The 16,757-nt window shown below is 42.8% G+C and carries 21 protein-coding genes; 2 read left to right on the top strand and 19 right to left on the bottom strand.

What is annotated here, in order from left to right; translation table 11 throughout:
* Positions 1-132: 132 nt before the first annotated feature.
* The 3 genes from ON006_RS29680 to ON006_RS29670 all read right to left on the bottom strand — a co-directional run bounded on the left by ON006_RS29680 (position 133) and on the right by ON006_RS29670 (position 2,522).
* Positions 133-1,098 carry an ArdC family protein gene (locus tag ON006_RS29680; protein ID WP_244822243.1) on the bottom strand — a complete coding sequence of 322 codons (966 nt, stop codon included), beginning with the start codon at positions 1,096-1,098 and terminating at the stop codon, positions 133-135.
* 239 nt (positions 1,099-1,337) lie between these two features.
* The gene (locus ON006_RS29675) at positions 1,338-2,252 is read right to left on the bottom strand and encodes a DUF8464 domain-containing protein (RefSeq protein ID WP_244822244.1); all 915 of its coding nucleotides are present in this window, start codon (positions 2,250-2,252) and stop codon (positions 1,338-1,340) included.
* Positions 2,253-2,327: 75 nt separating this feature from the next.
* Positions 2,328-2,522 carry a helix-turn-helix domain-containing protein gene (locus ON006_RS29670; protein ID WP_244822245.1) on the bottom strand — a complete coding sequence of 65 codons (195 nt, stop codon included), beginning with the start codon at positions 2,520-2,522 and terminating at the stop codon, positions 2,328-2,330.
* 349 nt (positions 2,523-2,871) lie between these two features.
* Between ON006_RS29670 and ON006_RS29665 the strand changes: the two genes are divergently transcribed.
* Positions 2,872-3,330: a hypothetical protein gene (locus ON006_RS29665; protein ID WP_244822246.1), complete on the top strand. Its 459-nt coding sequence runs from the start codon at positions 2,872-2,874 to the stop codon at positions 3,328-3,330.
* A 161-nt stretch (positions 3,331-3,491) separates the two neighbouring features.
* Here ON006_RS29665 and ON006_RS29660 read toward each other — a convergent pair whose 3' ends face one another.
* The 4 genes from ON006_RS29660 to ON006_RS29645 all read right to left on the bottom strand — a co-directional run bounded on the left by ON006_RS29660 (position 3,492) and on the right by ON006_RS29645 (position 6,251).
* On the bottom strand, positions 3,492-3,686 hold the full coding sequence (locus ON006_RS29660) for a hypothetical protein (RefSeq protein WP_244822247.1): 195 nt from the start codon (positions 3,684-3,686) through the stop codon (positions 3,492-3,494).
* Positions 3,687-3,748: 62 nt separating this feature from the next.
* Positions 3,749-5,077: a delta-60 repeat domain-containing protein gene (locus ON006_RS29655; RefSeq protein ID WP_244822248.1), complete on the bottom strand. Its 1,329-nt coding sequence runs from the start codon at positions 5,075-5,077 to the stop codon at positions 3,749-3,751.
* Positions 5,078-5,126: 49 nt separating this feature from the next.
* A complete protein-coding gene (locus ON006_RS29650; RefSeq protein ID WP_244822249.1) occupies positions 5,127-5,819 on the bottom strand; it encodes a recombinase family protein in 693 nt (230 codons plus the stop codon).
* A gap of 243 nt (positions 5,820-6,062) precedes the next feature.
* On the bottom strand, positions 6,063-6,251 hold the full coding sequence (locus ON006_RS29645) for a hypothetical protein (RefSeq protein WP_244822250.1): 189 nt from the start codon (positions 6,249-6,251) through the stop codon (positions 6,063-6,065).
* Positions 6,252-6,759: 508 nt separating this feature from the next.
* Here ON006_RS29645 and ON006_RS29640 point away from each other — a divergent pair.
* Positions 6,760-8,448, top strand: coding sequence for a hypothetical protein (locus ON006_RS29640; RefSeq protein ID WP_267609927.1), 1,689 nt, complete (start codon positions 6,760-6,762; stop codon positions 8,446-8,448).
* A gap of 36 nt (positions 8,449-8,484) precedes the next feature.
* Here ON006_RS29640 and ON006_RS29635 read toward each other — a convergent pair whose 3' ends face one another.
* From ON006_RS29635 to ON006_RS29585, 12 genes are all read right to left on the bottom strand, one after another.
* A complete protein-coding gene (locus tag ON006_RS29635) occupies positions 8,485-8,904 on the bottom strand; it encodes a toxin-antitoxin system YwqK family antitoxin (protein WP_244822252.1) in 420 nt (139 codons plus the stop codon).
* A gap of 130 nt (positions 8,905-9,034) precedes the next feature.
* Positions 9,035-9,118 carry a hypothetical protein gene (locus ON006_RS32375; protein ID WP_374761303.1) on the bottom strand — a complete coding sequence of 28 codons (84 nt, stop codon included), beginning with the start codon at positions 9,116-9,118 and terminating at the stop codon, positions 9,035-9,037.
* A gap of 40 nt (positions 9,119-9,158) precedes the next feature.
* Entirely contained in the window at positions 9,159-9,605 is a 447-nt protein-coding gene (locus ON006_RS29630) for a toxin-antitoxin system YwqK family antitoxin (RefSeq protein WP_244822253.1), read from the bottom strand.
* A 483-nt stretch (positions 9,606-10,088) separates the two neighbouring features.
* Complete coding sequence (locus ON006_RS29625; RefSeq protein WP_244822254.1) at positions 10,089-10,484, bottom strand: toxin-antitoxin system YwqK family antitoxin; 396 nt, start codon at positions 10,482-10,484, stop codon at positions 10,089-10,091.
* A gap of 118 nt (positions 10,485-10,602) precedes the next feature.
* A complete protein-coding gene (locus tag ON006_RS29620; protein WP_244822255.1) occupies positions 10,603-11,352 on the bottom strand; it encodes a metallophosphoesterase family protein in 750 nt (249 codons plus the stop codon).
* 33 nt (positions 11,353-11,385) lie between these two features.
* Positions 11,386-12,465 carry an ACR3 family arsenite efflux transporter gene (gene arsB / locus ON006_RS29615; protein ID WP_244822256.1) on the bottom strand — a complete coding sequence of 360 codons (1,080 nt, stop codon included), beginning with the start codon at positions 12,463-12,465 and terminating at the stop codon, positions 11,386-11,388.
* Between the two features lie 2 nt (positions 12,466-12,467).
* Positions 12,468-12,881: an arsenate reductase ArsC gene (locus ON006_RS29610; RefSeq protein ID WP_244822257.1), complete on the bottom strand. Its 414-nt coding sequence runs from the start codon at positions 12,879-12,881 to the stop codon at positions 12,468-12,470.
* 11 nt (positions 12,882-12,892) lie between these two features.
* Positions 12,893-13,387, bottom strand: coding sequence for a GNAT family N-acetyltransferase (locus ON006_RS29605; RefSeq protein ID WP_244822258.1), 495 nt, complete (start codon positions 13,385-13,387; stop codon positions 12,893-12,895).
* Between the two features lie 25 nt (positions 13,388-13,412).
* Positions 13,413-13,976: a DUF6428 family protein gene (locus ON006_RS29600; RefSeq protein WP_244822259.1), complete on the bottom strand. Its 564-nt coding sequence runs from the start codon at positions 13,974-13,976 to the stop codon at positions 13,413-13,415.
* 49 nt (positions 13,977-14,025) lie between these two features.
* Positions 14,026-14,358 (bottom strand): ArsR/SmtB family transcription factor, encoded by a 333-nt coding sequence (locus ON006_RS29595; RefSeq protein ID WP_244822260.1) that lies wholly within the window; start codon positions 14,356-14,358, stop codon positions 14,026-14,028.
* A gap of 88 nt (positions 14,359-14,446) precedes the next feature.
* On the bottom strand, positions 14,447-15,688 hold the full coding sequence (locus tag ON006_RS29590) for a hypothetical protein (RefSeq protein ID WP_244822261.1): 1,242 nt from the start codon (positions 15,686-15,688) through the stop codon (positions 14,447-14,449).
* Positions 15,689-15,737: 49 nt separating this feature from the next.
* On the bottom strand, positions 15,738-16,307 hold the full coding sequence (locus ON006_RS29585; RefSeq protein ID WP_244822262.1) for a hypothetical protein: 570 nt from the start codon (positions 16,305-16,307) through the stop codon (positions 15,738-15,740).
* Positions 16,308-16,757 lie beyond the last annotated feature (450 nt).

Raw genomic sequence — 16,757 nt, 5'->3', positions numbered from 1 at the left:
TATTGGAATAAATCCATAAATATGGATTTATTCCAATATAAATTTCTGCTTGTCGGTTACTGGATGTGATAGAGCTATTTAGCCAAACAAGCCGGGCAATTTAACTGCCCGGCTTGTTTGAAAGCTTCATCGCTATGATAGAACGTAATTCTCCACTCTCTGGAATCTCTGAATATATTCAACCGCCCTTTGAGCATGAGACGCTGCTGAAAATATAAACCGCTTATTTTCTTGAAGCTCTTTCGTCCAGGATTGAATGTAAGCTGCATGTTCTTCTTCCGGTATCGGCTCAAAACCAAGAATAGCAGCAAGGAAACAGGCTCCTAGCTCAGCTACCAGTTCTTCCTTCGCGTAACCTTCATCACCATATTTTTTTCTTCCAAAATCACGATCCAATCGTTTTGGATGCTTGGTCCAGTGAGTTACTTCATGGGCTAATGTTGCATAGTAAGCAATGACACTTTCGAAGCTTTGGAAAGGCGGCATCTGGATTTTATCAGCGGTCTGGTTGTAGGAGGCCTGACTACCTGTGTAGATCTCGGCTTTTGTCTGGGCGAAAAAGTACTCAAGCTCTTCATTACGTTGTAGCGAACTGGCCGCATTTGCTTCCGGCATTTGATAAAAGCTTTCCGGCAACCCATCAATCTGGGAAGCATTGAAAACAGAATAGCATTTTAGATAAGGGATTTTGTTGATCTTGGTTTCACCATCTTTCTCTTCCTCTTTGACGAGTTTGTCAGCATACACAACTTGTGTCCCTTTTTCACCTTTACGAACATTGGCTTTTAGCTTGATCGCCTGATCGAATGTCATCCAATGAGGAAATTGGTATTCTTTTTCGGCAGCAGTTCCCCAAAGCATAATGGTGTTAATGCCTGTGTAAGGAATATTGTTCCAGCGGAGCGGCAACATGACCTGACTCGCCAAGTGATCAGAATTCCAGGGCTTGCGCCATGTGAGATTTCCTTTTTCAAGATCGGCGAGAATCTTATTGGTCACGCGGGCGTAGATATCATCTTGAGAAACGGTTTGGGTCAAATTCTTCTCCTTGTAGTTGCTGTAGGGTTTCTTGCGATTTTGTGTTGAAGTGCTAGGCATTTCCTTTTCTCCATGCGGTTGGGATGACGGCGTTGGATCGACCTGACGGTTAGTGAGTGAACCGGCAAGAATTTTGCCTCGCGAGGAATGCCGCAGGCAGGGGAAAATTATTGTTGGTGGAAGGAGCGACGTCAGGTACAACGCAGGCTAAAATCCCGACCTTGCTCAGGAGAAAGGACGTTGCCATTTCGTAAACAATTGTCGGAAAGCGGGAGTACAATCCGGGTAAGAAGTGAGCCTTATCCGAGTTTCAACTCGTGCATATGCCAGGCATTGACATCTTTATGCGCCGCATAGAGACTGTTCATCGGAATATGTGTCAGACATTCTTCGGCTTTGAAAAACTCTGCCAGGGCTGATGTTGCTTTTTCACCTGCCGGATCATTATCCAGCCATGTGTAGGCAGTGCGATAACCGTATTTGTGAATATAAGCCATGGCCTGTTTAAGAAGAGCCACGGAATGCAAGATAATGGTGTCGCCTTTCAAGGGTCTCCCATTCAGCATGGCGACCGCAGATAAATAATCGAACCCAGCTTCGAAGATGTGTATAGCCTCTGGCTTTGCAGTTCTACCACGAACAAAGCTGATGGCTTTTGGTCTTAGACAGGCTTTGAAAAGCGGGTTCCGCAATTCAAAGCCGCGTTCCTCGTTCTCAAAACCGAGTGCAATAAACCGTTTGCCGGTATTGCGATTGTGAACCCGAAGCTCCCGAAAATATCGTTTCCCCAGCTCCAATGGGATGCCTCGTTTTTCCATGTAACGAATAAGGCCAAGATTTTCGAGGGGTCGATTTGATTTCAGGGTAAGCGGGCTGTCCTCTCTTTCAAAATGCCGCTCTTTCGCACGAGGAAAGACGGCTATCTCAGGGATGGTGCCAGCCATATTGTTCAGCCATCGTAGAGCGTCGCTTACTGTACAGTCCTGATTTTGTCGTTCTAAATAGGTTTGAGCAAAACTAAGGGGATCACCTCCGATCCCCTCCCCATGATCAAACCAGACATTGCCGTCAATATTCACGTAAAAGCTTGGTGTTTTTTCATTACGCCAAGGGGATAGGTAGCGAAGCTCCTTTTTGCCGGGATTTTCAGGTAAAAGATTAAGCTTGCTCAGTATTTCGGAAATAGGTATACGTTTCGAATGTTCGATATTCATTTGCGATCCTCAAAGAAAACGGTGGTGTTGGGCTAGGGAAGGAGAAGTTTTCTAAGAACTTTTCTTTCCCGACTTTTATCGGACCAGGCGGCGTTCGATAAAATTATCCAGGTCAGAACGACGATAGCGAACCGCACGACCCACTTTTAAGGGTCGAAGATCGTACCGCTTCGTACAATCCCAGACGGCCAACGTCCCTGGTGACACGCGTAAATACCGCGCAGCTGTTTTCCGATCGAGCAATTGCTCCATTTCTGGCTTATTAGGCATTTCAAAATTCCTTTCAATAATAAAAAAGTGCTTTCAGAAACAATTGAGCGTTCTGAAACCGCAAAAATGGATAGTGATTTTATCTGCGCGATGCAATACAAACAGAGTTTGATTAATGAATAATAAAAATCATTACTGTCTGGTAAGATAAAAACGTCGGAAACTGTTAGACGATTTTTATTCAAATGTTTTATGTCGTGATGGTTTGGATTATAGAAATCGAAAATTGCATCGAACCCATGTTTTTGAGCTTATCGTCTAAAATAACGCATTTTGTTTTTATCGGTTACTTAGATTTTATAAATTTATATGACTGACAATGAACATATTGACCTAACCAACAAGCAAGATGGATGACAGTTCTAATTTCCGGGAAAAAGGATATCCCATTTCGGACGAGTTGTGGAAAGTTCTTGTCTGCAACAAACCCCTTAAAGACGCTGAGGTGCTGTACAAAAGAGAAGCCATCCTCCATTTTATCAGCATTGGAATCGATATCGTTCGTGGAGATGGGAGAATACTTGGATATAATGCCAAAAACGACCGGTTTTACGATTCAATGCAGTATATGGGACAAGAAAACCATGGCCCGATGAACCATCTAGCGAAAATTGTCGCCCAGGGAATTGCGGGAATGTTCATTTTTGGCCTGACAGGAGTTGCCGCCCGTTACTTTCTTTGGAAAAACAACCTTCCCATGACACCAGCAATGATGGAGTTCATGCCTTTGCCGGTTCGATTGGAATATTTAGAAAAGGAAGCCGCTCGCATGGATTCGATCAACGCAGCAGAAATAAAGAACAACTAGGTTTTTCTAACATTAGTAACCGTCTATGAACGGGCAAAGGCAATCAGATTAATGTATCTCCCTCTACCCGCCAAAGCAATAACCCTTGCATACATGCTTCAAGGTATAAAATAAAAGCCATGTCCTGACTGAACATGGCTTTTAACACGAAATAACGACAATTACTTTCTGGTTTTTTCATCCAAGCGACTAAGCGAAATGTTGTGCGTTTTGTCGCCGTTTCCAAATTTTGTCCAACTACCCTCTTTCTCTGCCGATCGATATCCGTTCTTACCGACATACTTGTCTTGTTCTGACGACGACGCTCTAAAACCGTTGGATTTCAGAACTTTTTCTTCTTGTTTTGTCCAGCCCATAAAATAAATGTTTAGATGTTAAAAAAATTGATTTAGTAAATTCTTAGCAGTAGATCAGCAGATTACTTTACGTTAAGGCGAGCAATGGCATAAGAATGACTGCTATTCAGAATGTTCCCCGTGACAAGAAGCTTATCATTAGATTGCCTGAAAAGATTTTTCAAAGCGCTCTTGCTATCTGCAATATTATAGGAAGCCTTCGGTACGCCGTTACTATTGTATAGGGAAATATGTGTGTTATCCCCATTACTGAATGCATTTGATAGCGTAACAAAACTATTGTCGTCTCGAACAATTATGCCAATCGGATGGTTGGTTATCGTATTGACACCCAACGTCTGATCAATGGAACCGTCCGCGTTCAGACGCATCAGATTTAGAAAAGGATACTGGGTGTCCCGCTGGCTTTCGCTTACAAGAGCATTGAAACTTCCGCCCACCAAAATTTTCCCATTTTGTTCCGCAAGGCAAAGAGGGTCGCCTACACCTCCATTTATCGACTCTTTAAAATCAAAGCTTTCATCAAGACTGCCATCACTGTTGATTCTTGCAACATATCGGCGTTTGTTAAAAAACTTTACCCCTCCACACACCATCAGCTTCCCATTGGACAACTGAATAATATCATTGATCTCATTAGAGCCGATGATATGGGTATCGTCATTTACCCTTCTAATCCATGCTCCTTCAACGGAAAACGCCACTGTCCCGTTTGCATTGAGACCGAAAATGCCATTATAACGAAGGCTCAGCGAAGAATTAAACATTGATTGGCTGAAAACGATTTTACCGTCCGCCAAAACAAGCAAATTTGATATGGTTATTGTGTAAGAGGTTAACTTGGTTACATCGTAAGGCGTAAAACTATTATCCAATACCCCTGAGCTCGTAAGACGGATAATAGAACAGGTCTTACCGTTCACCAGGAACTCACCTGCCAGGATGACTTTTCCATCTTTTTGAACAGCAATATCATTCGCTTTTCGGATAAACCAACTTTTATCTTTCCCTGTGTCAAAATCCGCATCGTGTTGACCATCTTTAGTAACTCGGAACACCTGCTCAGCAGTTTTTTCGGAGCTGCCCCAGATAACAACTTTTCCATCAGGAAGCATTGCGGAAAAATTGGCTTTGCCTTCGTAAAGGGGGAAAGTCGGATCATAATCAACGAGATTATTTGTTCCCGGATTTGTACCAGGGTCGGGTTCCTCCTTCTTGGGGTCAGGTGCCGGATCATCTTTCTTCGCGCAGCCATACAAAGAAATTAAAGTTAGAGCGGTCATCAACGTGCTCAGCGAGCGCCGTTTCAGTAAAGATGGAAAGAAAAGGTTGAGCAAAACTCCGAACCCTTTCGCGCCGACATGCGGCGTCAAAGTAAAGTCATTTTTCATTTGAGATTTAGTTACGGTGAGTTTATTCTTTGTGAAAGTTTTTATAGTTTCAATATTCCATTGCCTGGCCGCCTGCCCATTTCAAGCGGTTCATTAATGTGTACACAGTACTTGGGTGCCACTGGCCCTCGCCACGAAATGTCGGAATCCTCCTTTTGTTCAGTTCCCTGGAAACGGCGCGTACGGAGGTTATTCCTTTGCTGCCAAGTCTTTTAATAATAGGTGACAGCTTATGGGCAAATTCCTCCGCTGCTTTTTTATTTGCCAATGAAAGTACCTTCCCATTTTTCCCGAGGATAACCCCTCTTTCCTTCGCTGCAACCAATGCCTCTTTTGTCGTATCGCTGATCCTCTGACGCTGTTCCTCTGCAACCGCCGCCAGAATATGGATCGTGAACCGGTTGGCGTGAGGATTATCAGTGACAACAATCGCAACATTCGACTTTACTATCCCGGCGATTTGTTCGACATCCCGACCCAATCGGTCAAGTTTTGCGACAACCAGTGTCGCTTTCAGTTTTTTACAAAGAGTAAGTGCCTCCAAAAGCATACTCCGGCATTTACGCGTTGACTTAACTTCTATGATTTCACTAAGCAGCTCGTAATCATTAGTCTGACAATAATTCAGTACCGCGATCTGCTGCGCGGCCAGCCCGAGACCACTTTTTCCCTGTTTCTGCGTTGAAACCCGATAGTACCCGATTGCCTGTTTCATAGCCTCTTCACTTTCGCTACTGTTCACGTGTAAACCATGGTTAACTTTGTAACACTTTGGTCTTAAAATCACGTTACTGGCCTTGAAAAAGAGGCGAGTTTACAGCAATTCGGGGGCAAGAAAATTCGAAAACTCGCATTCACCGTACATGTATATACGATCGTTTACTGATATACAAATTATCGTATCTATAATATGTGATAAACTTCACATACACTGTGGGTTGGTTTGCTTAGAGGATGTCTCGAGGTCGAGACATCCTCAACATCGTTATTTTTTTGTCATCTCGTTTAGTCTTTCAAGCGAGATGTTGCGCTTCATGTCACCATTGTGAAACACTGTTTTATTTTGTGTTGTGCGCGAGACAGTACCTTGCGTTCCAACAAAGGAATTGGCCCGGGACGCGGATTCGCGCATGCCGTTAGCCTTCATAGCATCTACTTCTTTTTTCGTGAACATGTCTGATAATATTTAATAGTTTAGAATACGCTAGTCTATCTAAACATCGGTCGCGATTATTGACGTATGCATCCGCTATCACCGTTAAATGCTTAATTAGAAGCTGGGACAAATTTATAATTAACTGTATATCAGCTCAAAAATCTAATACTTTAATATAGACGACAAGATCACTAATTAATTTCTGCAGACATTTTTTGTTGATATTTGAGCAGCTTCTGCAACAATGAAAAAATAAAAAATATTTTCTCTGCAGATAATTAAATTTTATCTGCAGAGAATTTCCAACTAACTGCAGTTTTTTGTATCTTATTGTCCTCTAATTTAGCATGTCATGTCACCCGTTCCCGCATACTACATGTTCCTACCGTGGCAAGTTTTGCTACGATATATCGGAAGTTTAGATAGGCCAACAGATTCCGGAGCATTATGCTACGCGATCCAAGCCTGTGACGATGCTGACGTATCCCCAGATGAAGCAGATTTCAGATCTGAACTTGGCATCAAAATGAAAGAATTTAAAAAAATCAAAGGCAAATACCAAGGGAAAGTATGCTATAAGATTGAGGAAATTTGGCACAAAAGGTTCCACAAAAATGACAGCATCATTAGTTTAGAAGGTTTCCCTGACTTCGTCAGGCTAGGAAAAGATGTCATTGAGTTTAAAGAGCACGGTTATCCTAAGGGTGGTAGAAGTCGATTTCATGCCGATATCGATACAATGCTTAGGTTACATCGAGATGATGATGTGCGGTCTCGCTTAGCGCTAGTCATCTGCGGGATGGCTCTGGATGCAATCAGTTTAAATAGCAAAATCGCCGATGCATCCATCGTGAAAGCACTCCAGATGACAATTCAGAAGATATATGAAGATAAGCCTGTTGCAGTCGCTCGCACCAAAAAAGTGAATGATAATGAACTGGTAACGTCAGACTTTTTGAAAGAGTTTGAAAACACCAATTGGCAGTGCTACGAACGCAAGGATACTAAACAAGGTGACAACTGGGGCATTGCTGTAAGCATTCTCAAAATTGGGAATTCACAATCGGGAGACTTCATTCGTCTCTACGATAAGATAGCAAAGCCTACTAAACCAACATACACCGGTACCGGTCATTATCTGTCACATTCCTCATATCTGGAAATACGCTTAGTCAGTAAAGAAGTTCCTGGAAAAATCAATTTTCTCTTGTTAAAAATTGGAGAAAAACCAATAGAGCAATCCGTTCTTATTGGTTTTTCTTTGAAATTTTCCCGTTCCTACAACCGGTACCTCACAAAGACCGTATACCTTAAGAAAAAAGACATAAATCATAAGTACAAGCCCCATGAAGTCCAAGAGTCTGATAACAACCTCATCCCATACACGTTATTCGAGAAAACGAGCTCAGAAGAGAGCGTGAACTACTCAGTTCCTGATAAATCGAAAGAAGTAGAAGTAGAAGAAGAAAAAGTAGAAAAAAAGAAAGTTCCACTAGAGGAGATAGATCTCGAGATAAGACAATTCTTGTGGAATAGGAGACGGAATCGAATGTCAATGCCAGCTGACATTTCAAATGCAAATCCAAATGATAATGAAAGCTCAATACAACATTGGCAAGAAAAGCGCTTTCAGGAAACAATGTCGGAAGATTTACTTACAACACTGGTTCGTAAATTCTTAGTAGTCTATCAAGGTTACAATGGTGTAGAAACAAAACCGGCGAGTGCTCAAAAATTACGAAAGGAAGTCCAGTATGACTCCCTTGAATTACGGAAGAATCCGGTCTCAATGATTTTTGAGGCTTCCTATAAACATAGCATAACAAATAGTCCAGGAGATGTAACTGTTATGGAGTTCGTTGGCAAAGCTCGTCGTAGTGGCACAAATGCCCAAATTATATTGGAACAGAAGAAATCTAATAAACCTCATGAAGGAATTTTGACTGGCACTTCCACGCAAGGCAACTATATTCTAATAAATTTTAGCATTTGGGAGCCAGTAACACACGATACCGTCATTGAAGGTTTACTCACTAGAATCGTGGATGATCGAACTGGCCCGGCATGTTATCGGTGCTTTTTGGTAGTAGACAAGAGAAAAAATGGCAGTGAGAGCTCCGATGAAAGTTGCGTCCCTAAAATGATAAAATCATTTCTCCAAGGAACAGAAAACTCTCTTACTATGAGCGTGCCTATCAAGAAGAGAACTTTTTAATCCCATAACATAAGCTTTTAACTTTAACAAATTGTCTCACAAAGATAGCTCGGGGTGCGCGAATAACGGTTTCTTGCCAGAACTCAACGCTTTCTCGACAATATAATTTCGATCTCGTAAAAAATCAGCCATCATATCCAAATGCTGTTCGTCGAAGTTAATGAACCTCCCTTTGTCAAGATAGCGCTTCTCAATTTTCCCCATCTTGTCTACATTAATTTGCACTCCATGCTCCACGTGATCCACGTAATCTGTTCTCCTGCGCATTTTGCCGTTTCGATACCATTCGGTAATTTGACCATTAAGCCGACCTTCAACAACTTCCGCAAAGAGTTTAGGTTTCCCATTTTTCCACCAGATTTTATGAGTCCCATGGACTTTGTCACCTAATAAGGGCATCTCACTTTTCAAGATGCCGTTTTCGTAATATTCTCTTTCAACGCTATATTCTGGCATAGTGCCCTCCTACGGCGGACATCGTATCAAAATTGAGACCTTATGTCAATGCCATAATCGGCTGTCGCTAAGATTTCACTGTCAGGAGCTCATTCCAATCCGTTGTGAAATGAGCTGATCTCATGTTTGCCTACGTTTTCCAGCTTGCATTGAGGCCAGATCTTCCTATTTCCGGCCTTTCTCTGCCAAACCGATGAATTATGCTGTCCAACATCTTCATCAGTTAGGCCAGTCGAGTATTTCAAGCACAATCCCTAATCCAGTTTTCTATTTAGCACTTTCGCCTGAGCAGCAGATGGATGATCGGCGTTATAATTCTCCAAAAAATCCGCCATTAAACTAGCATGCTGGGGATCAAAAACGACCTCGACACCATGCCAAAAGTATTTTGTTTCTGAAACCTTGTTGTACTTGTACCATTTGTGAATTCCATGAGGAATTCCCATTTCAAACGACTTCTCGGATTTCAAACTGCCATTTTTGCCCCAACACTTTTCTATTCCATGTGCTAGATTATCCTTGAATGGAATTGAGGCTTTAAGTTTTCCATCTCTATACCAAACTCTCAACTCTCCCTGACAAAGCCCGTTTACGCGAGTGGATTCACTTTTAATTTGGCCATCTTCATAATAATTAATAAACGTTGCTGGATCATAGGTCATGATATCCTCAAGCTCCTCTTGAAATCGAATAAACGACATATCATGCTTTTTCTGTTATGTCAAGGACAAGCCTGGGAAGCTTTGAATGAAAAACAACGAAGCATTAAATTTTATTTACTTTAACGCTGAGGGCAATACCAGAGGAATACTACACATGACTAAGCAACATAAACCTAATTAAGTGATTGAATTTGGTGAGCGTAACAGGATTTGAACCTGTGACCCCTTCCATGTCAAGGTAGCGGTATATCATTCTCATATTCAGATGCATCTATTAGAAAATCAACCTTCCGAGGAACACTAAATAGACTTAACGATAGCCAGACTGGGCCTATAAGCTATCGATGCCTGATCGTGAAGAAACATGAAGACGATGAGAACACAGCTTTCAAGGAAATACCGGATTTCGTTATTAAACACTTTGTTGAGTCCTTTGGTAGGAACTCTATTTCCTAATTGCTATCACATTCTGCCAACTAGCGAAATCGCGACGTTGCCCAAAAGATTGCAAACGCCAAAATCTTAGCAATTGCCCGGATTGTTTCCCTTGCCTTTGACAAGATGGTAACCATGTCCTTCTAAGAAGTCGACCATCATTTCAATATGGTTTTCATCAAACTCGAGATACTTCCCGTTATCAAGGTAAGTCTTCGTTACATTTCCATTTTTGTCGATTGCAGTCGATATCCCGAAACGCATATTGTCTCTAAATGTTTCTACCAGACTTAACTTTCCATTTCTATACCAGTGTTTAGCCTCACCACAAGCAGCCCCATCTACATAATCGCCGAAGTACTTGGGATTGCCATTTTTCCACCACGTCTTGTAAGTTCCGTGTGTCTTGCCATTCAACAGCGGGTTTTCAACCTTCAAAACGCCGTTATCGTAAAATTCTCTTTCAATGCTAATTTCTGGCATAGTGCCCTCCTGCGGCGGACAGCGTATCAAAGTCAAAATCTTATGTCAATGCCCTAATCAAGGAGAACTACATTCACGTTATCCAATATTGTATTGCAGCCGGTGACCATCCACCTGTCTACATTGCTCTTCGAAGCCTATCAGCCAGATCATCCGGCAATAAGCTTAACTCTATTGCCTGAGCTGCCTTCTCTACATCATATTGGACACGAATAAAATCAACCTTAACTCCATCGGGATTGGCAAAGTCTGCCGCTTTATCAACTGTCAGCAGCACATAGCAAGCACGTGGGTCTTCATCTTTCGGTTTGCCGACAGAACCTATATTAATCAGGTGATGAAAATGAGGTTTGGAGTCACTGCCCGAGCGGACAATTCGATGGTAGGGCTTGTGCGAATGACCAAAACATAGGATGTCTGCTTTATATTCTTTCAGCATAGCAAGCACGTAATTCTCTGGCAGATCTTCAAGAAGATATTCATTGATACTGCGCGGGCTTCCATGGACAAGCAATACATCAACGCTTTCATTGTTGAGCTCAAATGTGAGCCTTAAATGCTTCGGCAAAGTGAGCAGGAAGTCTCGCTCATTCTTACCAACCAGTTTATAAGCATAGTCCGTACTGTCCTCCCTGCTGCATCCAGTTTCTGAGGGATGTATTTTAGACACTTTGAGATCGTGATTTCCAGCAATGGTCGCAATCCGATGCGAACGGATTAGGTTGATGACCTGATTGGGCCAGACGTTATAGCCAATCAAGTCACCGAGACAGTACACGGCGTCAGGGCTTTGCTTTGATATATCATCAAGCACCGCTTCAAAGGCAGGTAGGTTCGCGTGAATGTCGGATAGAAGTGCTATTTTCATTTTTAGATCAATCTCATCAGAGAAATGCGCATTCTACTGAGAAGGAATTGTTGTTTTATAATATTTGTCCCGAAGCCAGAAGGCTACATTAACCAAGGCGATCAGCGCCGGTACTTCCACAAGCGGCCCGATGACACCCACAAAAGCCTGTCCAGAATTGATCCCGAAGACACCGATTGCGACCGCAATTGCCAATTCGAAGTTGTTACCGGATGCAGTAAACGCTATTGACGCATTTTGGGAATAGTCAGCACCGCGTGATCTAGCGACAAAAAAGCTTATCAGGAACATGACGACAAAATAGATCACAAGCGGTATGGCGATCAGCAATACGTCGCCCGGCAGCTGGACAATCAATTCACCTTTCAAACTGAACATAAGAATAATCGTTGCTAACAGCGCAACGAGCGTGATTGGAGAAATCAGCGGAATAAATTTCGCTTCATACCATTGTTCCCCTTTCAAAGCTGTCAATCCAAAACGACTCAGCATTCCAGCGGCAAATGGGATACCCAAGTAAATGCCGACGCTTATCGCTATTTCAGTAATCGTGATATCAACTTCCAGACCTTTCAATCCGATTAAGGGTGGTAGAACAGTAATGAAGAAGTATGCGTAAACACTGTAAAGTAAGACCTGAAAGACACTATTCAAGGCAACAAGTCCTGCGGCATATTCCCGGCTTCCCTCTGCAAGTTCATTCCATACCAGAACCATAGCGATACAACGTGCGAGCCCAATAAGAATCAGTCCAATCATGTAGTCGGGATGATCACGAAGAAAGACGACCGCTAGCACAAACATGAGTACAGGGCCAACAATCCAGTTCAATATTAGGGAGACACTCATCACCCTGGTATTTTTGAAAACCTCGCCCATCTTGTCATACTTTACCTTGGCAAGCGGTGGGTACATCATCAAAATCAGCCCCAAGGCGAGCGGAATATTTGTTGTACCGCTTGAAAAACGATTGATGTATTCAGGAACCGACGGAACAAAGTTCCCTAACACCACACCAACAGCCATCGCCAGAAAAATCCATAACGTAAGATATCGGTCCAAAAACCCAAGTCTTTTACGATTTGCCGCAGGGGCGCAATTAGTTGCAGACATGGTTAGAGATTTTCTTTCACAAATGTTTCGGAGTAATTCTTAATCATCTCACGAACGTTCCTGAACTCCGTGAGTATTTCCTGATAACTACCGGTAGCCTTGGCTGGATCAGGAAAATTCTGATGAAGTTTTTTAGCATTCGTTGGAAAATAGGGGCAGCGTTCCTTCGCATTGTCACACACAGTAATTACGAAATCAAAATCAACATTGCCGTATTCATCGATGTTGTTGGATGTGTGTTTCGAAATGTCGATCCCATCTTCGGCCATAATGGCAATAGCCTTTGGATTGACACCATGCGTTTCGACCCCTGCGCTGTATATGACAGCCTTATCGCCTGCAAAATGCCTGATATAGCCCTCGGCGATCTGGCTTCTGCAACTGTTCCCCGTGCAGAGCACTAATACTTTTTTCATTTGTTCTCCTTTTAATTTGTTCCTATTCGATTACTTCTGCGTTCGAGAAGATTGACATCACGCCAGACGCCTTGCATCTTTCCAATCCGTTCACGATAACCAATGATCCGGAAGCCATTTTTCTGATGAAGCCCGATGCTGGCCTGATTTTCCGGAAATATTCCGGCCTGCAATGTCCAGTACCCTTTTTCTTCGCTTCGCGTGATGAGATGCTTCAAAAGCATATCGCCTACTTTCTGTCCGCGATATGCGGAAGCGATATAGACACTAACCTCAGCAACACCTGCATAGACACATCGACCTGAAACAGGTGTGAGCGCTGCCCATCCTGCAACATCACCATTGTCAACAATAGCAACATAGCGCAAGTCAGATACATGGGATTGATCCCAGCTTTCCCATTCGGGAGGGCTTGACTCCAAAGTAGCTTGGCCTGTCGCTATACCATCGGCATAAATTTGTCTAACGATTGGCCAATCAGTCGGCACTAATTCTCTTATGATCATTGGTAAACTGCACAGGTTACAAAGACTAACAGCATCCACTTCCCGGCGTGCAGGCGGAAGCCTCCTCGCCTACTTCAACTAGTTGCGGCTTCTCCAGAACGGCCGGGCCACAGCACGCAGCACTTCCCGAATTTGTGCCACAGCTTTGATCACGTGTTAGCGCTTTGCATTGGGTGAAGTCTGGCACCAGATTAACCGTGAATGCTTCATCTCCTGAGACGAACTCACCTGGATACATCTGCCGCGTATCAAACTTCGAGTTTCCGAATTCGATTTTAACAATCGCATTTGGGTTCAAAGGCAAAGATTTTTCTACGAGATTGACGATTTTAAGGGCTTTGCCAACTTTCATTGAGCGATCCGCTTCTTTTACCGACGGTTCCCACAATTGTACAATCACTTCTGTCCAGCTATTCATTTGCCCGCCGCAATCAACCGAAACAATCGGTGCCTGTTTGATTTCAGTAATGTGATAAGAGCTGTCCACATATTTGCCCTCCTCATATTGGAATTGCAAATGTAGATCGGGGTTCTGTTCCAGGGTGTTTTTAAATTCACCCCAGGTCATTGGATTTAATTGGTTCATCATGACTCCTATAGTTTAAATGTAATATTACGATTGATTAGCTCAAATTTTTTTAGTTACAGCATGCTGGGGACGTTTCAAAGCTATCCAGCAAAATACCAAAGGCTTTCCTCGCTTCTTCCCAGACGATTGGATTAATACAGTAACAAACGCGGGGCGGATTGATCTCACCATGAATGATACCGATGCGCTTCAATTCTTTCAGGTGCTGCGAAACAGTCGCCTGGGCCAGTTCCAGCTCATCAACCAAGTCACCGCACACGCAAGCTTTCCGCGCCACCAGCAACTGGAGTATTGCTACTCGCGCCGGATGTGCAAAAGCCTTGGCCAGATCCGCGATACGGTTCTGCTGGTCGGTGAATATCTCGGTTTTTGTAAGTCCCATAATGCAAATATAGCACGAGAATTATCAATTGCAATATTACGATGAATAATTTTTTTGATACTTTAATTAATTCCGAAAAGCGCTTCTACTACTCACCTAGACTATCATTTTCGCTACTGTCCCGGACTTTGTTCTTCAAGTCGTAGGCATGCCCAATATAGTTTAGCACAACTTGCCATCCTCCGAATTTGTGCCCGCGAACGACGGGCAGGTTTTCCTTGTCTACATATTGGACGCGAAAAACGAATAAATCTGTAAGATCATGTCCCAGGACATTTAGTGTAAGACGGCACATAATATTAGTTTCATAAGATGCTTCATCATCGATTTCAGTGATTTCGGCATCGTGAAGAACAATGCCTTCCATGCATTCACGAATTTCTCCAGCACGCTTAGGAACGGTTCGCTCAACGTAATACAGACTTTGCTTTCCCATTTCACCATAATTACCTTTATGCCAAGCTTTCAAAAAGACTTTTAACGTCGCCTCAGGAGATAAGCTGCTTATTTCTTCTAAGGAATCAGTAGACAACGTCCAGCCAGACAAATGGTCTTTGGGCCTGGGTGACCATTCATTAAGCATTTTTTCTTGGATGCGTGTTTCCTCGCGCATCGCAATCGTTTCTTCCCATGATAACTCAGGTTCGGGCTTGGCATTGAGTCTATCTTCTCTCGCCCTGACAATATCCCTGACACATGATAAGTATGACCATGCTTTTGATACAACCAGCCTGTTGCCGTAGTTATTATCGCGACCATGCAATATTCCATTTCTGAATGGAATTGTAATTTCTTTATTATTGAACGCTTGACGTCTTCTTGCGAAAGTCGCCGTTAGCGACTGCAATCCTTCGGAATGTCCAGCAATGGCGTTCATCTCACTAAGATCCAATCCGTCTCGAAAGATACTCAAACCAAAAATATCCTGACCGACACCGTCTGCAACAAGGAGAATTAACGGGATTGCCGCGAGATATCGTTTCTCTTTTGTCAGTGCAAAAGCCTCGTTGAGTATATTTTCTCGTTTGAAAAAATAATCTGAACCTCGCAATCGCATGGATAAAAAATCCAAATTATCCCCTTCAAAATCCGTGCATAGCATTTGTTCCGCTTCGTCCATTTTATGCTCATCCACCAGCTGTAACGCCATACGGGCGGTTTCAAGGTTGGTTGACTCGGATGCGATCCATCCCAAAGGCTGGAAAACGTTGTCAAAACGCGTCAGTATCGTAACAATATCATCAGCTGCTGCCTTCATTGCTTTCAGCTCATCTCTCTGCTGTCGCGAAAACGCAATCTTACCAATTGGCGAGGATAGCAACAATTCCATCTGTTCGAATTGTTCAATCGTCTTCTGAAATTTCGGCGGAAGGCGCTTCCTAATTGTGCTCATGATCGTTGCCTTCCCGGGTTAATCGTCCTCCATTTTGACAAAACATAAGAGAATACCCTCGCTCATCCCCACCCGTTTTTATCTCGATAAAAATGCCAACCTGATAACACAGTGCATCGTCAAGTTCATGTCGTGTGTACGAACGAAGTTTGATCTCATCGTATTCCATCCCTACAAGGCTCGTTGTTTTCTTGATTTCAATGATGCATAAATTATCATCGTTATGACCACGCTTGTGAACAATGATATCCGGGTATGCGGATCTTTCGATAAGTTGATCGGCTAAAAAATCTTTTTCGATTTCTCGAAGTTTAAGTTCAGCTGCTAAGAGTTGCTCCTTGACCATTTGGACTTTCTTTCTTGCATAAACCTCTCCTCTCATCGCGCCATTATATTCACAATCCACACAATAGCCGTCAAAGAGGTGTTGAAGGTGACAAGCTAAGCGATGCGCGATTGACCTCTCACTGAGATCGTTTTTCAATAGCCAATCGTCCTCTTTTTCTAAGATTTTCAGGCCTTCATGGACAATTTCGATAACTTCTTCTTGTTTCATAACATGTCACTAACTTTAAGTGCTTGGTTGGAGGATTGGATAAACTAAGCCTACATTTCTCCGTCTTTAATGAAAGCAGATTCGGCGAATTTTTTAGCCATTGAAATCCAGATTTAACGTGTTAGAATCTAAACGGAGTTAAACGGGCATTGATCGGTTTTGAGGGTCACTTTGGGGGCACAAAAAAAATCGGCTGATGAGAAAATGTTTTAAATCAAGGGACTAAGGAAATAATAGTGATCACCTGCTCGAGGAGCCATTGTCTTTTTATCCTAGATAAATTGTTCTTATCAAAGTTGGAAAAATTCCGTTTTTCCAAGCTTTTGGCGTACGTTCTTTTCATCCGAGTTTCACAGACATCTATCCGCATTAACGCGATACCGGGGTCAAAATGGGGTCAAATTCATGATTTCCATAATGTCATGCCCCTAAATCTTAGTCAACCATCTG

It is taken from the genome of Dyadobacter pollutisoli (assembly GCF_026625565.1).
Taxonomy (GTDB): Bacteria; Bacteroidota; Bacteroidia; order Cytophagales; family Spirosomataceae; genus Dyadobacter; species Dyadobacter pollutisoli.
This window is presented reverse-complemented; position numbering and strand designations above follow the sequence as displayed.

Excerpts from the sequence above, each read along its gene's own strand:
- ON006_RS29590 (WP_244822261.1), bottom strand. The coding sequence starts at position 15,688 with ATGGAATTGTTGCTATCCTCGCCAATTGGTAAGATTGCGTTTTCGCGA.
- ON006_RS29610 (WP_244822257.1), bottom strand. The coding sequence starts at position 12,881 with ATGAAAAAAGTATTAGTGCTCTGCACGGGGAACAGTTGCAGAAGCCAG.
- ON006_RS29630 (WP_244822253.1), bottom strand. The coding sequence starts at position 9,605 with ATGTCGTTTATTCGATTTCAAGAGGAGCTTGAGGATATCATGACCTAT.
- ON006_RS29585 (WP_244822262.1), bottom strand. The coding sequence starts at position 16,307 with ATGAAACAAGAAGAAGTTATCGAAATTGTCCATGAAGGCCTGAAAATC.
- ON006_RS32375 (WP_374761303.1), bottom strand. The coding sequence starts at position 9,118 with ATGTTGGACAGCATAATTCATCGGTTTGGCAGAGAAAGGCCGGAAATA.
- ON006_RS29595 (WP_244822260.1), bottom strand. The coding sequence starts at position 14,358 with ATGGGACTTACAAAAACCGAGATATTCACCGACCAGCAGAACCGTATC.
- ON006_RS29600 (WP_244822259.1), bottom strand. The coding sequence starts at position 13,976 with ATGATGAACCAATTAAATCCAATGACCTGGGGTGAATTTAAAAACACC.
- ON006_RS29680 (WP_244822243.1), bottom strand. The coding sequence starts at position 1,098 with ATGCCTAGCACTTCAACACAAAATCGCAAGAAACCCTACAGCAACTAC.
- ON006_RS29635 (WP_244822252.1), bottom strand. The coding sequence starts at position 8,904 with ATGCCAGAATATAGCGTTGAAAGAGAATATTACGAAAACGGCATCTTG.
- ON006_RS29620 (WP_244822255.1), bottom strand. The coding sequence starts at position 11,352 with ATGAAAATAGCACTTCTATCCGACATTCACGCGAACCTACCTGCCTTT.
- ON006_RS29645 (WP_244822250.1), bottom strand. The coding sequence starts at position 6,251 with ATGTTCACGAAAAAAGAAGTAGATGCTATGAAGGCTAACGGCATGCGC.
- ON006_RS29665 (WP_244822246.1), top strand. The coding sequence starts at position 2,872 with ATGGATGACAGTTCTAATTTCCGGGAAAAAGGATATCCCATTTCGGAC.
- ON006_RS29660 (WP_244822247.1), bottom strand. The coding sequence starts at position 3,686 with ATGGGCTGGACAAAACAAGAAGAAAAAGTTCTGAAATCCAACGGTTTT.
- ON006_RS29670 (WP_244822245.1), bottom strand. The coding sequence starts at position 2,522 with ATGCCTAATAAGCCAGAAATGGAGCAATTGCTCGATCGGAAAACAGCT.
- ON006_RS29605 (WP_244822258.1), bottom strand. The coding sequence starts at position 13,387 with ATGATCATAAGAGAATTAGTGCCGACTGATTGGCCAATCGTTAGACAA.
- arsB (WP_244822256.1), bottom strand. The coding sequence starts at position 12,465 with ATGTCTGCAACTAATTGCGCCCCTGCGGCAAATCGTAAAAGACTTGGG.
- ON006_RS29675 (WP_244822244.1), bottom strand. The coding sequence starts at position 2,252 with ATGAATATCGAACATTCGAAACGTATACCTATTTCCGAAATACTGAGC.
- ON006_RS29640 (WP_267609927.1), top strand. The coding sequence starts at position 6,760 with ATGAAAGAATTTAAAAAAATCAAAGGCAAATACCAAGGGAAAGTATGC.
- ON006_RS29625 (WP_244822254.1), bottom strand. The coding sequence starts at position 10,484 with ATGCCAGAAATTAGCATTGAAAGAGAATTTTACGATAACGGCGTTTTG.
- ON006_RS29655 (WP_244822248.1), bottom strand. The coding sequence starts at position 5,077 with ATGAAAAATGACTTTACTTTGACGCCGCATGTCGGCGCGAAAGGGTTC.